This window comes from Corynebacterium sp. SA-MJD20WY100 (assembly GCF_039822565.1).
Taxonomy (GTDB): domain Bacteria; phylum Actinomycetota; class Actinomycetes; order Mycobacteriales; family Mycobacteriaceae; genus Corynebacterium; species Corynebacterium phoceense_A.
Genome location: NZ_JBCJKS010000025.1, coordinates 1 through 13,947 on the forward strand (window position 1 = coordinate 1; position 13,947 = coordinate 13,947).

Here is a 13,947-nt window from a genome sequence, read left to right on the forward strand (position 1 = left end):
GCCGGTTGCCCAATAGAGTGGGCGAAATCGGCCCGGTTATCCACAGAAACTAACGCTTCTCACGAGCATCTCAGTTTTACCGGCGCGTTCACGCCGGTCAGAGCGAGTGCTTGCGACGGGCGGCAGCCATCTGGATGAGGTCTGCGAAGTAGACGGCGACGGCGAGTCCGATGATGCCGAAGCCGATCCAGCGGTGCGTCGAGAAGTGCTCGTGGGTGACGAAGAGCGCCCAGAGCATCTGCATGAGCGGCGTCATGTACTGGAGCATGCCCACGGTCGACAGGGGAAGGGCCTTGGCCCCTTGGGCGAAGCAGAGCAGTGGCAGCGCGGTGACGAGACCGGAGCCGATGAGCAGCACGATGTGCATGGGGCCTTCGGAAGTAAACGTGCCGGCGCCGGAGGATTCGAGCCACAGGACGTAGATGAGCGCCACGGGCAGGACGACGAGGGTCTCGGCGGCAACGGAGCCGGTCGAGGAGACGCGGACCTGCTTTTTAATGAGGCCGTAGATGCCGAAAGAGAAGGCGAGCAGGAGCGAGATATAGGGTGCCTGGCCGGTGAAGAAGGTGAGATAAATGACCGCGATGGCAGCGATCCCGACGGCGACGGCCTGGAGCTTGCGCAGGCTTTCTTTTAAGAAAACCAGGCCGAGCGCGACGGAGACGAGGGGATTGATGAAGTAGCCGAGGGCGGCATCGGCAACATGGCCCGAGTTGATGGCCACGACGTAGGTTCCCCAGTTGACGGAGATGAACACGCCGGCTGCGGCGAGCCAGGCCCAGGTCTTCTTGTCGAGGCGCGAGAGTTCGCGCCAGCCGCCGGTGACGACGAGGAAGCCCGTGACGAGCACCGCGGTCCAAATGACGCGGTGCGCGAGAATCTCGAGGGGAGAGGCGGGCAGCAGCAGTGGGAAGAATGCGGGGAAGAAGCCCCACATGAGGTAGGCGGCAATGGTGTAAATCATCGGAGATTAATGTACTCCGTGAGCCGTGAGGTGGGAAACGTTTCTCATCAAAAGGGACGGCTCCGGGGGTTTGACGCGGCCGCTAGACTGTCTGCATGGCGAAAAATTCCTCCTTTGTTCACCTGCATAATCACACCGAGTTTTCCATGTTGGATGGTATGGCGAAGGTGGACCTGCTCTCGGAGGAGGTCAAGCGTCAGGGGATGCCGGCCGTGGGCATGACGGACCACGGCAATATGTTTGGCTCGAATGCGTTCTACCAGCGCATGACCTCGGCGGGGATTAAGCCGATCATCGGCATTGAGACGTATATGGCGCCGGAGTCGCGTTTTAATAAGAAGCGTGTGCACTGGGGTACGCCGGACCAGAAGCGCGATGACGTCGCGGGTGGCGGCTCGTACCTGCACCAGACCATGCTCGCTGAGAACGCGACGGGTCTGAAGAACTTGTTCCGTCTGTCTTCGCTGGCGTCCTATGAGGGGCAGTTGGGTAAGTACCCGCGCATGGACGCGGAGCTTATCGCGGAGCACGCGGACGGCATCATCGCGACGACGGGCTGCCCGTCGGGCGACGTGCAGACGAGACTTCGTCTCGGGCAGTTTGATGAGGCGCTCGAGGCCGCCGCGATGTGGCAGGACATCTACGGCAAGGACAACTATTTTCTCGAGCTCATGGACCACGGCCTCGACATCGAGACGCGCGTGCGCTCCGAGCTGCTCGAAATCGGGCGCAAGCTCGACTTGCCGCCGCTGGTGACGAACGACTGCCACTACGTGCTCGAGTCGCAGGCCGCCGCGCACGAGGCGATGCTTTGCGTACAGACCGGCAAGACGCTCATGGACCAGGACCGTTTCAAGTTCGACGGTACGGGCTACTACATCAAGTCGGCGCAGCAGATGCGCGAGATCTGGGATGACATGGTCCCGGATGGCTGCGATAACACGTTGTGGATTGCCGAGCGCGTCCAGGACTACAGCGAGCTGTGGGAGGAGCACCCGCTTGACCGCATGCCGATCGCCGACGTGCCGGAAGGCGAGACCCCGACGTCGTGGCTGACCAAGCAGGTCATGGAGGGCCTCCAGGCGCGCTTCCCGGGACAGGAAGTTCCGGAGAATTATGTGGAGCGCGCGAAGTACGAAATCGGCGTCATCGACATCAAGGGCTACCCGTCCTACTTCCTCATCGTTGCCGAGCTCATCAAACACGCGCGCTCGGTGGGCATTTGGGTCGGCCCGGGCCGTGGTTCCGCGGCGGGCGCGCTCGTGGCGTACGCGCTGACGATTACCAATATCGACCCCATCGAGCATGACCTCCTGTTCGAGCGATTCCTCAACCCGGAGCGTCCGTCCGCACCAGATATCGATATCGACTTCGATGACCGCCGCCGCGGCGAGATGATTCAGTACGCCGCAGAGCGCTGGGGCGAGGACAAGGTCGCGCAGGTCATCACCTTCGGTACGGTGAAGACGAAGCAGGCTATCAAGGACTCGGCGAAGGTGAACTACGGTCAGCCGGGCTTCCAGATGGCGGACCGCATCAACGGCGCGCTGCCGCCGGCGATCATGGCGAAGGATATTCCGCTCTCGGGCATCATGGACCCGGAGCACCCGCGCTACTCGGAGGCGACCGAGGTCCGCCAGATGATCGAGACGGACCCGGACGTCAAGCGCATTTATGAAACCGCGCGCGGCCTCGAGGGCGTGGTGCGCCAGGCGGGCGTCCACGCGTGCGCCGTCATCATGGCGTCCGTGTCGCTTATGGACCACATCCCCATGTGGCAGCGTTCGGACGGCGCGTACATCACGGGCTGGGATTACCCGGCATGTGAGGCCATTGGCCTGCTGAAGATGGACTTCCTGGGTCTGCGTAACCTCACGGTCATTGGTGACGCGCTGGCGAATATCAAGAAAAACCGCGGCATTGACGTGAAGCTTGAGGAACTGCATGCGGACGATCCGAACGTCTCAAAGGTCTACGACCTGCTGTCGCACGGCGAGACGCTGGGCATCTTCCAGCTCGACTCCGGCGGCATGCAGGAGCTGCTCAAGCGCATGAAGCCGACGGGCTTCAAGGATATCGTGGCGTCGCTGGCGCTCTACCGTCCGGGCCCAATGGGCGTGAATGCGCACTGGGACTACGCGGACCGCAAGAACGGACGCAAGCCCATTACGCCGATTCATCCAGAACTGGAAGAGCCGCTCAAGGAGATCCTGGACGAGACCTACGGTCTGATCGTCTACCAGGAGCAGATCATGCGTATCTCGCAGAAGGTCGCGAACTACACGGCCGGCGAGGCAGATGGCTTCCGTAAGGCCATGGGTAAGAAGAAGCCGGAGGTGCTGGCCAAGCAGTACGACAAATTCTGGGCCGGCATGCAGGCCAACGGCTACTCCAAGGACGCGATGGACGCGCTGTGGGGCACCATCGAGCCGTTCGCGTCCTACGCGTTTAACAAGTCGCACGCGGCAGGCTACGGCCTGGTGTCCTTCTGGACCGCGTACCTCAAGGCCTACTTCGCGCCGGAGTACATGGCGGCGCTGCTCACGTCAGTTTCGGATAAAAAGGACAAGTCGGCCATCTACCTCTCGGACTGCCGCCACCTGGGCATCCGGGTGCTGCCGCCGTCGGTGAACGAGTCGCACACGGACTTCCAGGCTGTCGGCGAGGATATTCGCTTCGGTATGGGCGCTATCCGCAACGTCGGCGCTGAAGTCGTCGAGGCCATCGTCAAGGCCCGCGAGGAGAAGGGACACTTTAAGAACTTCTCGGACTACCTGGACAAGATCGACCTCGTGGCGTGTACGAAGCGCGTGACAGAGTCGCTCATCAAGGCCGGCGCTTTCGATGACATGGAGCATCCGCGCAAGGGTCTCATGCTCATCCACGAAGACGCGGTGGACGCGGTGCAGACCACGAAGAAGGCCGCGGACAAGGGGCAGTTCGACCTCTTTGCAGGGCTTGGCGCGGAAAGCGAAGAGACGATGAGCGCGTTTGCCATTGACATTCCGGACGAGCACTGGGACCGCAAGCATGAGCTGGCGCTCGAGCGCGAAATGTTGGGCCTGTACGTGTCGGGACACCCGCTCGACGGCTTCGAGGAGGCGCTCGCGGAGCAGACCGATACGCCGCTGCCCAAGATCCTGGCGGATGAGGTTCACAACGGCCAAGAGCTTGTCATCGGCGGCATCATCTCGGCGGTCGACCGCCGCTACTCGAAGAAGGACGGCTCGCCGTGGGCTATCGTCACGGTCGAAGACCACAACGGCGCGCAGGTCGACATCCTCGTGTTCAACCAGGTCTACTCGCTCGTCGCGCCGCAGATTGTGGAAGACAACATCATTCTGGCCAAGGTCAACGTGAAGATCCGAGACGACCGCCGCTCGCTGTTCTGCTCCGATATCCGTGTGCCGGACTTAGGCCCCGGCGGCGGCGTTGGCCTGCCGCTGCGGCTGACCATGCGCACCGAGCAGTGCACGCTTGACAATATCGCGCGGCTGAAGAACGTCCTGCTCAAGAACAAGGGCGAGTCCGACGTCTACTTGACGCTCGTCAACGGCGACGAGTCTACGATGATGGTCCTCGGCGAGCACCTGCGCGTGGAGCGTTCCGGCAACCTCATGGGCGATCTCAAGGCGACGATGGGCGCGGGCATTCTGGGGTAGTCCCGGCGTGAATATAAAAACGGGCGGACAAAGAGGTGCGGGTTAGGGTAGACAGCACAGTCTAGTTCACCTCACATAAGGAGCACCTTCCATGTCCCACAAGATTCGCACCACGCACGTCGGCTCGCTGCCGCGTACCCCGGAATTGCTGGAGGCGAATCTCAAGCGCTCCGCCGACGAGCTCACGGACGACGAGTTCTTCGCCATCCTCGAGCGCGCCGTCGACGAGGTCGTGCAGCGCCAGGTCGATCTGGGCATCGACATCATCAATGAAGGCGAGTACGGCCATATCACCTCCGGCGCCGTGGACTACGGCGCGTGGTGGAACTACTCCTTTAGCCGCCTGGGCGGCCTCACTATGACGGACAAGGACCGCTGGGAGGCCAACGCCATTCAGCGTTCCGAGCCTGGCAATATCAAGCTCACCTCCTTCATCGACCGCCGCGACCGCGCCATCTTCAACGAGGCTTACAACGACCCGGAGTCCGGCATCTTCACCGGCCGCAAAAAGGTTGCCAACCCGGAGTTCACGGGCCCGATTACCTACATCGGTCAGAAAGAAGTCGACGCAGACGTCAAGCTGCTCAAGGATGCGATGGGCAAGGCGGGGGCATCGGCAGGCTTTGTGGCGGCCCTGTCCCCGGGATCGGCTGCGCGCTTGGGTAACAAGTACTACAAGACCGACCTGGAGGTCGTGCAGGCCTGTGGCGAGGCGCTCTCGCACGAGTACAGGGCGATTACGGACGCGGGCCTTACCGTCCAGTTCGACGCGCCGGACCTCGCGGAGGCCTGGGACCAGATCAATCCGGAGCCGTCCGTGAAGGACTTCCAGGGTTTTGTGCGCGACCGCATTGCGGTGCTCAATGACGCGATTAAGGACTTGCCGCGCGAGCAGACCCGCCTGCACATTTGCTGGGGTTCCTGGCATGGCCCGCACGTCACGGACATCCCGTTCGCGGATATCATTGACGAGATTCTCGAGGCCAAGGTCGGCGGATTCTCCTTTGAGGGTGCCTCGCCGCGCCACGCGCACGAGTGGCGCGTGTGGCAGGATCATCAGCTGCCGGAGGGCACGCTCATCTACCCGGGCGTGATTTCACACTCGACGAACGCGGTGGAGCACCCGCGCCTCGTTGCGGACCGGATTATCCAGTTCGCGGAGGTCGTGGGTCCGGAGAACGTCGTGGCGTCGACCGACTGTGGCCTGGGTGGGCGCCTGCACCACCAGATTGCCTGGGCGAAGCTTGAGTCCCTCGTCGAGGGTGCACAGATTGCCACGGAGGAACTTTTCTAAGCCACGCTTTCCGATGCCGCGGTCTCCGGGCCGCGGCTTTTTTGCGCGCGCCGAAGGTATGATAATTAAATCTTAAACCCCTATAAAGGGAATATCTTTGTTTAAAAAGTGGGGTTTGAGCTGGGGTAATGCAATCGTGAATAAAAGTAAACTGAATGCGCGACAAGGTACGCTTGTTCTGTTTAGGATAGACAGCACAGTCTAGAAAGGAATTGCTCATGACCCAGAAGATCCGTACCACGCACGTTGGCTCCCTGCCGCGCACTGCAGCACTCCACGCGGCGAACCAGCGCCGCCTCGCCGGCGATATCTCCAACGAGGAGTTCGACCAAATTCTGCAGCAGGCCGACAACGAGGTCGTGCAGCGCCAGGTTGATCTGGGCATCGACATTGTCAACGAGGGCGAGTATGGCCACCTCGCGCACGACACCATCGATTACGGCGCGTGGTGGACCTACTCCTTCAGCCGCCTGGGCGGCTTACGGCCGACGCGCGAGGATGAGCCGGATGCGTTCGGCAAGATCGTGCGCCATAAGCCGGGCAGTATCGAGCTCACGACGTTCCCGGACCGTCGCGACCGCGCGGTGTTCGCGGAAGCTTACGAGGACCCGAAGTCGGGCATCGAGGGCGGCGGCAAGAAGTTCCTGCTGCCCACGATTGATGGGCCGCTGAGCTATGTGGGGCAGGAGGCGCTCGCTGCGGACGTGAAGCACCTGGGCGCGGCCATTGCGTCGACGGGTAAGGACGTTGAGGGATTCATCGCGGCGGTCTCGCCGGGCTCGGCGGCGCGCATTCGCAACCTGTACTACCCGTCCTACGACGAGTTGCTCGCGGCGACGGCCGAGGTCATGTCGCACGAATACCGCGCCATCGCGGACGCCGGCTACACGGTCCAGATCGATGCCCCAGACCTCGCGGAGGCCTTCGATCAGGTCAACCCGGAGCCGTCCTACGAGGACTTCCGTGGCTACGTGCGGAAGAATATTGATGCCATTAACGCGGCGATTAAGGGCATCGACAAGTCGAAGGTGCGCCTGCATATCTGCTGGGGCTCCTGGCACGGCCCGCACTCCACGGACGTCCCTTTCGAGGAGATCATCGACGAAATCCTGCGCGCCGAGGTCGGCGGTCTTACCTTCGAGGCGGCAAACGTCCGCCACGGCGCGGAGTGGCGCGTGTGGCAGAACCGTGAGCTTCCGGAAGGCACCGTCATCATCCCGGGCGTCGTCTCGCACTCGACGAACCTCATCGAGGACCCGCGTCTGGTAGCCGACCGCATCCACCAGTTCGCGGAGCTCGTGGGCCCGGAGAATGTCATCGCCTCGACGGACTGTGGCCTGGGCGGACGCATTCATGAGCAGATTGCCTGGGCGAAGCTCGAGTCCCTGGTTAAGGGCGCGGAGATCGCCTCGCAGGAGATCTTCGGCTAGATACGACTGAAAGGGCGGGTGCGCATGTGCGCACCCGCCCTTTTTATTGCGTAGGCCTAGAGGCGGAACTGCTTCTGGGCATTGCTCATCGCGCCGTTGACCTGCTTGAGCATGCCAGTGAGCGCGCCGTTGATGTCCTTGCCGAATTCCGGATTGACCTTGACGAGGGTGCCTGCGAGGCCGATGAGGCCACCGATGATGGACAGGATCAGGTTGATCCAGGCGAAGGCTTCCTTGCCCTCGGGGGAGAGCTCAGCCCACTTGAGCCAGTCCGGCAGCTCGACGGGCTTGTCAGCCTTTTCTTTCTCGACGCAGTCCGGCTCGTCTGGCATGCCGGAGGAACCGTAGCCGTTGACGATGCCTAGAGCGAGTTCCTGCGGACCCATGAACGAAGAACCTGCGGTGCCATCCTTGACGGCCTTCTTGTGGGCGTCCTTGGCCGCGTCGACCTCGGCCTGGCACTCCTCGGACAGTGCGGGCTTCGCGGTCTCCGTGTCTTCGGTCTTCTCGCCGCCAGTCTTCTCGCCGTCGGTAGCGGTGCCGCCGGTGGTGCCCTCCTGACCCTTGCCGTCGGTCTTCTCTCCGTCACTTGCTGTGTCCTCGGAGGGACCGGAGTCCTGGGACTGAGCGCTGGAGGAGCCCTGAGACTCGGAGCTTTCGGCGCCAGCGACCGGCGTGACGAGGGCGAGGGTGGTGCTGGTTGCGGCGACCAGCGCGACTGAGAGACGACGTGCGCGCATAAGAATTACTCCTTGGGGAGACGACAGTGCGAACGGAAATGGAACGCACCTGAATGTAGCAGGTTGGGGTGCCTGGCGGGAGGGAATGCCCCCGCCAAGGAGCTTAGTGGCCTAGCGCGGAGTTCAGGGCGTGGCGCAGCGGTGCCGGCAGGAGACGCAGCAGCGTGGCCTGTGCGCCCGGAACTATGCCAACTATGCCCAGGACGGCGGCCAGGGCCGCGGCAACGACGCCGAACGCGGTGCCGACCGAGGAACCGGCGTCGGACGAGGCGGCGGAGCTGCCGGAATCGCCCTGGTCGTCGTCGCCATCGTTATCGGTGTCGGCGGGCACGAGGTCGGTGACCTGAAAGACGGTCGTGGTACCGGAGACCTCGTTGCCGGCGATGAGAAGGTACTCGCCGTTGGGGGAGTCCTTCTTGTCAACGAAGGTAAGCCCCTCGGGGCCGAGGTCGCCGGCAGCCTTCGTGGCCTCGTAGTTCTCGTCGTCGTAGTCCACGGAGAAGTCACGGTTGTTGACGTAGGTGACGTACTGGGCATCGCGCGGGTCGGTGACGTCGTAGACGAAGATGCCACCCACGCGCTCGGCACCGATGAAGGCGTAGGTGCGCTCGCCGACTGTGCCGATGGTGAGAGCCTCGGGCTCGGGACCCTTGTTGTCGGAGCGGTCGTCGGCCTGCGGATCCTCGTTATCCGCGTTGAAGTTGAGGACGCCCTGCTCGTGGAGGCGGGCGGTGATCTCCTCGAAGTCGGAGCCGGAGTCAAAGACGACGTTGCCAGCGGCGTCGTAGATGGAAAAGGAGCGGGAGCCGTAGGCGTAGAACTCGTCGAAGCAGCTCTTCTCCTCGTTCCAGCCGGACGCGGCGGAGACCTTGAGATTGCCGGCGAAGGACTTGTCTTCGAAGCCCTCGGGAAGCTCGACGCCCTCGCAGACCTTGCCGTCCTCGACGAGGTCCTTGATCTCAGCCTCGTCGGTGTACACGCCGGAACCGTCCTCGTCGCCCCATTCGCGGGCGTCGCCCTCGTTGGCCGTCGCGAAGTAGGTCTTGCCGCCGGCAGTAAACGCGCCGATGGAGTCCGGCATGGATAGGCCCTTGACCGGTAGGATGCGCAGCTCGGTCTTGTCATCCTTGTTGGACGGGTCGATCGGGGTCTGTGAGTGGTCCGCGATAAAAGCCGGGACGACGTCGGTGACGGTCGCCGACGGGATGTCGATGATGGCGATGGCGTTGGCCTCCTGCAGCGACGCGTAGGCAGTATCGCCAACAGAGGAGATGTACTCCGGCTCGAAGTCGGTGGACGGCTTCGAGTCGGCGTCGGAAGGACCGAAGACGCGGATGGCGGGGTCGAGCTCGCCGGCAGCGTACTTCGCGTCGTACGCCTCGAAGCCAGCGGTGCGCACGTCTGCTTGGGTGGGGGCGGCGGCATCGGAAGGCAAGGCGATGACGGACACGGAGCCGGTGGGGTCGGCGACGTAGTCCGTGCCCTCGGCGGTGAGCTCGTTGGACGGCTCGCCCTCGTTGGCGAGCAGGGCGAACTTCCCGTCTGCGGTGAGGTGGACGTTATCGGGCAAGGCACCGATGGTGACGCGGCCGAGCTTTTCACCGGTGGCAGCGTTGAAGAAGAGGGCCTCGCCGTCCTGTGTCTTATCGGCCTGCTGGACCGCGGCGACAGCCAGGCCGTCAGGGCGCACGGCGACGGAGTTGATTTCCTGGTCGCCGCCGGCGGAGACGACGTCGATCTTGTGCGGCGCGGCCGGATCCGAGGCGTCGAGGATGTCGATCTCGCCGGAGTGCGCGTTGACGGCGAGGATGCGCTTCGACGCGGCGTGGAAAGCGACGATCTCCGCGGCGGACTCACCAAGCACGCCAGAGTCGTAGGCGCCGAGCGGCTCGACCTTGAGCGAGGCGTCGGCAACGGAATCGACGATGGGAGAGGCGACGATGGCGGCCTGGGCCGGAATGGCGGGGACGGTGAGCGTGGTCGCGGCGAGCGTACGCAGGGCGAGAGTGCGGCGGATGGCCATACATGAGCTCCTTGAGAGTACGAGAAATATGACGAGGCAACATCCAAGTGCATGCAGGTAACACAGGGTTAACACAGAGGTAAAAGTGAGATGAAATGCCGGACTAATCGGTCGATCGCTAGGTAATCGCGCGGGCGGCGACCATGGGGTCTAAAATGACTCAGCATGACTAACTCCGCAGTATTCGAGCCCATTCACGCCTCCGATATCAGCCAGGCCCAGGCACGAATTTCCTCGGAGATTGCGCCGACGCCGTTGCAGTACTGCCCGCGACTGTCCCAGGAAACGGGCTGCGAGGTTTACCTGAAGCGCGAGGATCTCCAGGACGTGCGTTCCTATAAGATCCGCGGCGCTCTGTTTTCCATCACGAATCTCACGCCGGAACAGCGCGCGCACGGTATCGTGACGGCCTCGGCCGGCAACCACGCGCAGGGCGTGGCGTATGCCTGCCGGACCATGGGCATCCAAGGCAAGATCTACGTGCCGGAGCCGACGCCCAAGCAGAAGCGCGACCGCATCGTGGTCCACGGTGGCGACATGGTCGAGCTCGTCGTCACCGGCGCGAACTTTGACGAGGCCGCGGCGGCCGCGCATGCCGATGCCGCCGAGCGCGGCGCCATCTTCATCGAACCCTTCGACGCGCGTGACACGGTCACTGGCCAGGGCACCATCGCCGCGGAGGTCGTGAGCCAGCTAGCCTCCTTGGGCAAGTCGCTCGACGCCATCGTCGTCCCCGTGGGTGGCGGCGGGCTGCTCTCCGGCATCACGTCGTACCTTGCGGACATGGCGCCGCGCACGGCGATTATCGGCATCGAGCCGGCCGGCGCTGCCTCGCTCACCGCAGCGTTCGAGGCACGCGAGCCGGTGACCTTGGAGTTCGTCGATCCCTTCGTGGATGGCGCGGCCGTCAAGCGCATTGGCGACCTGCCCTTCCAGGTCCTCGAGGCTAACCAAGGGCGCCTGCACTGGTCCACGGTCTCCGAGGGGGCCGTGTGTACGGAGATGCTTGGCCTGTACCAGAACGAGGGCATCATCGCCGAGCCCGCTGGTGCCCTGTCCGTCACGGGCCTGCGCGAACTCAAACTCGCGCCGGATTCCGTGGTCGTGTGCGTCATCTCGGGCGGCAACAATGATGTGCTGCGCTACAACGAGGTCATGGAACGCTCGCTCGTGCACCGCGGGCTCAAGCACTACTTCCTGGTGAACTTCCCGCAAGAGCCGGGGCAGCTGCGCCACTTCCTTACGGAAATCCTGGGCCCGGACGATGACATCACGCTCTTTGAGTACTTGAAGCGCAATAACCGCGAGACGGGCGCCGCGCTCGTCGGCGTGGAGCTGGGCCGCGCGGCTGACTTGGATGGCCTGCTTGAGCGCATGTCGAATTCCAAGATCTCGTGCCAGCACCTGAAGCCGGGCACCTCGGAGTATGACTACTTGGTGGCTTCGCACTAAGGTGCGCCCGCTAGGGTAGGGGCTTATGGATTCCTATGAGCGCCCGGTCGAAGGCGCGCCCGTCGAGCACGAGATTGAGATCAAGCGTTCGCGGTTTATCACGTTGATTGGCCGCGCCCGCGACGAGGCGGAGGCGCGCGAGTTTATCGATGCCGCCCGCGCGCGCTTTCCTGATGCCCGCCACCATTGCTCGGCGTACCTTTACCACGTCGACGCAGCCAACCCGGTGGAGCGTTCCTCCGACGACGGCGAGCCCTCGGGCACGGCGGGCCGTCCCATGCTCGACGTGCTGCGCGGCTCGGGCATGCTCGACATTGTGGCCGTCGTCGTGCGCTACTTCGGTGGGGTGAAACTTGGCGCGGGCGGGCTCGTCCACGCGTACGGCGGCGCGGTGAGTGAGACGCTCGAGAAAGTCCCGCGTGTGACGAGGGCGTTGCGTGAGCTCTATTCCGTCGACGTTGATCATGGTGCGGCCGGGCGACTCGAGGCCGAGCTCCGCGGGCGTGGCTATGCGGTGGTGGACACCGCCTATGGCGCGCAGGTGACGTTCACCCTGGCGCAGGAGCCTGGCGGCCAGGAGGAACTCGACGCCGAGCTTGCGTCGCTGACGCAGGGCGCGGTGGCATCGAAAGCAGCAGGGGAGCGCTGGGTCGAGCTGGACTGAGCTTGATCGCTTACGGCATGACTGAAACTACCCGGCGCTGCCGCCTATCGAAGGTAGAATGACCGGCATGACTATGCAGCCACGTCCCAACAATCCGATTGAGAAGCGCAAGCAAGACGTGCGCAAATACTCCCGCAACGCCGTGATTTCCGTCGCGGCGGGCCTGGGCGGCGGCGTCCTTGCGGCGTGGGTCTTTACACACGGCACGTTCTTCTTCATGCTTGGCCTCATCGTCGCCGTCGTGGGCGGCGTGTACAACTGGTCGAAGGTGCGCTCGATCGTCAACCACAAGGACCAGTACTAAGCCGGGGGTTGTCTTAATGACTCAACCCGATGGAAAGTCCGTCCGCATCGACGCGTGGGTATGGGCCGTGCGCATGTTTAAGACGCGCTCGGAGGCCGCAGATGCGGTGAAGGCGGGACACGTCAAGCTCAACGGCAACGCGACGAAGCCCGCGCAGCAGGTCGTGCCAGGCGACCGCGTGCGCGTGTGGCGCAACCACCACGAACACGACTTGGAAGTCCTCGCGACGGTGCGTAAGCGCGTGGGTGCGCCGGTGGCGCGCACGTGTTACATCGACCATGCACCGCCGCCCCCGCCCAAGGAGTTCATGCCGGCGCTGCCCGTACGCGATCGCGGCGCTGGACGTCCTACCAAGCGCGACCGGCGCCAGATGGAGAAGTTCCGCGGCGGGTTCCGCTAGCGTGCCGGCTAACCGCGCAGCTGCTTGAGGCGCCGGTTGAGGCGCTTGCGGCGGTCGCCACGGTCGCCGAGCTCCGCGGTGGCCTCGATGTGCTCCTTGCCAAAGTGCAGAAGCAGCAGGTCGTCGATGAGACGGACCTGTCCCGGCTTGTAGCGGTAGCGCATGGCCTCGCGTACACGGATGATGTCGCGCTCATTGAGGAGAGCCTCGAGCTTGGCGAGGGTGTCGATGTTGTTGGCCTCGAGCAGCTCGGCGAGGAACCGGATGTGCTCAGAACGCGAGCGGGGGAACGCGTCGCCGAGGATGACAGCGAGCACGCCAGGAAGCGTCTCGGCGTTGATCTCCACAGAATCTTGCGGGGCGGGGCCGACCTCCATGAGCGCGGCGATGTCATCGAATTTTTGATCCGCGAGCTCGATAAGGCCCGCAGCAAGCGTGAAGAGACGGTCGACTTGGGGCGTGGGCGGCTTAGGGCCCTGCTTGTAGCGGATATCATGCTCGAACTCGGCCCAGGCGTGCTGCAGGACGGTACGGATTTGCACCTCGAAGGTAAAGCCTTCGTACTCGGCGAGCTCTTCCAGGGAGTCGTTGACCTGCAGGACGAGGTGGTGCGAGCCGTAGCCGAAGCTGCCGGAAATGCGGGTTTCTGCTGCCTTGTCCACACTGCGCAGCACCGTGAAAGAACGCCCCAGGATGTCGATGGCTTGCGGGATAACGGTGGAGTTGAACACGGTGACGCGCGCACCGACGAGGTCATGGATGTCATTCCACGGATCGGGATAAGTCGGGGCGCCGTCCGCGTCGCGCTTCTTTGCCTTCTTCTTCAGCGACGGCCAGCCCTTGACGCGCGTGGCGACGCGGTCGTAGACCACGCCGGCGTCATCGAGGACGTCTTCGATGGCTTCGGAAAATTCCGTCGCAGCATTCGGGTGGGTGCGCACCCACTCGTGATAGCGGTTTCCGAGTTGGGAGATAGCATGCTCAGGCACAGTACTGTCCTTTCTCGGCGTGTGG

The 13,947-nt window shown here is 63.5% G+C and carries 11 protein-coding genes; 7 read left to right on the forward strand and 4 right to left on the reverse strand.

Translation table 11 applies throughout. The annotated features are described in order from the left end of the window. Nucleotides 1-97 precede the first annotated feature (97 nt). Nucleotides 98-964, reverse strand: a complete 867-nt coding sequence (rarD, locus tag ABJ196_RS11340) for an EamA family transporter RarD (protein ID WP_347307174.1) — start codon at nt 962-964, stop codon at nt 98-100. Between the two features lie 95 nt (nt 965-1,059). On the opposite strand from rarD, the gene dnaE reads away from it, so the two are divergent. The 3 genes from dnaE to ABJ196_RS11355 all read left to right on the forward strand — a co-directional run bounded on the left by dnaE (nt 1,060) and on the right by ABJ196_RS11355 (nt 7,350). Then, nucleotides 1,060-4,626 carry a DNA polymerase III subunit alpha gene (gene dnaE / locus ABJ196_RS11345; RefSeq protein ID WP_347307176.1) on the forward strand — a complete coding sequence of 1,189 codons (3,567 nt, stop codon included), beginning with the start codon at nt 1,060-1,062 and terminating at the stop codon, nt 4,624-4,626. A gap of 91 nt (nt 4,627-4,717) precedes the next feature. Further along, nucleotides 4,718-5,920, forward strand: coding sequence for a cobalamin-independent methionine synthase II family protein (locus tag ABJ196_RS11350; protein ID WP_347307178.1), 1,203 nt, complete (start codon nt 4,718-4,720; stop codon nt 5,918-5,920). 218 nt (nt 5,921-6,138) lie between these two features. Beyond that, the gene (locus ABJ196_RS11355) at nt 6,139-7,350 is read left to right on the forward strand and encodes a cobalamin-independent methionine synthase II family protein (RefSeq protein ID WP_347307180.1); all 1,212 of its coding nucleotides are present in this window, start codon (nt 6,139-6,141) and stop codon (nt 7,348-7,350) included. A gap of 56 nt (nt 7,351-7,406) precedes the next feature. Here ABJ196_RS11355 and ABJ196_RS11360 read toward each other — a convergent pair whose 3' ends face one another. Then, nucleotides 7,407-8,090, reverse strand: coding sequence for a hypothetical protein (locus ABJ196_RS11360; protein WP_347307182.1), 684 nt, complete (start codon nt 8,088-8,090; stop codon nt 7,407-7,409). Between the two features lie 103 nt (nt 8,091-8,193). Then, a complete protein-coding gene (locus ABJ196_RS11365) occupies nt 8,194-10,113 on the reverse strand; it encodes a choice-of-anchor I family protein (protein WP_347307184.1) in 1,920 nt (639 codons plus the stop codon). Nucleotides 10,114-10,278: 165 nt separating this feature from the next. Here ABJ196_RS11365 and ilvA point away from each other — a divergent pair, with 165 nt between their 5' ends. The 4 genes from ilvA to ABJ196_RS11385 all read left to right on the forward strand — a co-directional run bounded on the left by ilvA (nt 10,279) and on the right by ABJ196_RS11385 (nt 12,933). After that, a complete protein-coding gene (gene ilvA, locus ABJ196_RS11370; RefSeq protein WP_347307186.1) occupies nt 10,279-11,565 on the forward strand; it encodes a threonine ammonia-lyase IlvA in 1,287 nt (428 codons plus the stop codon). A 25-nt stretch (nt 11,566-11,590) separates the two neighbouring features. Beyond that, nucleotides 11,591-12,229, forward strand: a complete 639-nt coding sequence (locus tag ABJ196_RS11375; protein WP_347307188.1) for a YigZ family protein — start codon at nt 11,591-11,593, stop codon at nt 12,227-12,229. Between the two features lie 67 nt (nt 12,230-12,296). Further along, nucleotides 12,297-12,533 carry a hypothetical protein gene (locus ABJ196_RS11380; RefSeq protein WP_347307190.1) on the forward strand — a complete coding sequence of 79 codons (237 nt, stop codon included), beginning with the start codon at nt 12,297-12,299 and terminating at the stop codon, nt 12,531-12,533. 16 nt (nt 12,534-12,549) lie between these two features. Further along, nucleotides 12,550-12,933: an RNA-binding S4 domain-containing protein gene (locus tag ABJ196_RS11385; RefSeq protein ID WP_347307192.1), complete on the forward strand. Its 384-nt coding sequence runs from the start codon at nt 12,550-12,552 to the stop codon at nt 12,931-12,933. Nucleotides 12,934-12,941: 8 nt separating this feature from the next. On the opposite strand, the gene ABJ196_RS11390 is transcribed toward ABJ196_RS11385, so the two are convergent. Further along, nucleotides 12,942-13,922: a GTP pyrophosphokinase family protein gene (locus ABJ196_RS11390; RefSeq protein ID WP_257068312.1), complete on the reverse strand. Its 981-nt coding sequence runs from the start codon at nt 13,920-13,922 to the stop codon at nt 12,942-12,944. Between the last annotated feature and the right edge of the window lie 25 nt (nt 13,923-13,947).